We start from the raw sequence: 413 nt of genomic DNA, 5'->3' as shown, positions 1-413 counted from the left end.
ACCTTACCAAGGCTTGACATACGCCGGAAACACCCAGAGATGGGTGCCCCCTTGTGGTCGGTGTACAGGTGGTGCATGGCTGTCGTCAGCTCGTGTCGTGAGATGTTGGGTTAAGTCCCGCAACGAGCGCAACCCTTGTCCCGTGTTGCCAGCAGGCCCCTCCGGGGGTGCTGGGGACTCACGGGAGACCGCCGGGGTCAACTCGGAGGAAGGTGGGGACGACGTCAAGTCATCATGCCCCTTATGTCTTGGGCTGCACACGTGCTACAATGGCCGGTACAATGAGCTGCGATACCGCGAGGTGGAGCGAATCTCAAAAAGCCGGTCTCAGTTCGGATTGGGGTCTGCAACTCGACCCCATGAAGTCGGAGTCGCTAGTAATCGCAGATCAGCACTGCTGCGGTGAATACGTT

General features: G+C 59.1%; 1 rRNA gene. It reads left to right on the top strand.

Annotation, left to right across the window (positions count from 1 at the left end):
* Positions 1-413 (top strand): 16S ribosomal RNA (locus KDL01_RS42380); the annotation flags it as partial.

The sequence above is a fragment of the Actinospica durhamensis genome (assembly GCF_018139695.1).
GTDB classification, from domain to species: domain Bacteria; phylum Actinomycetota; class Actinomycetes; order Streptomycetales; family Catenulisporaceae; genus Actinospica; species Actinospica durhamensis.
This window is presented reverse-complemented; position numbering and strand designations above follow the sequence as displayed.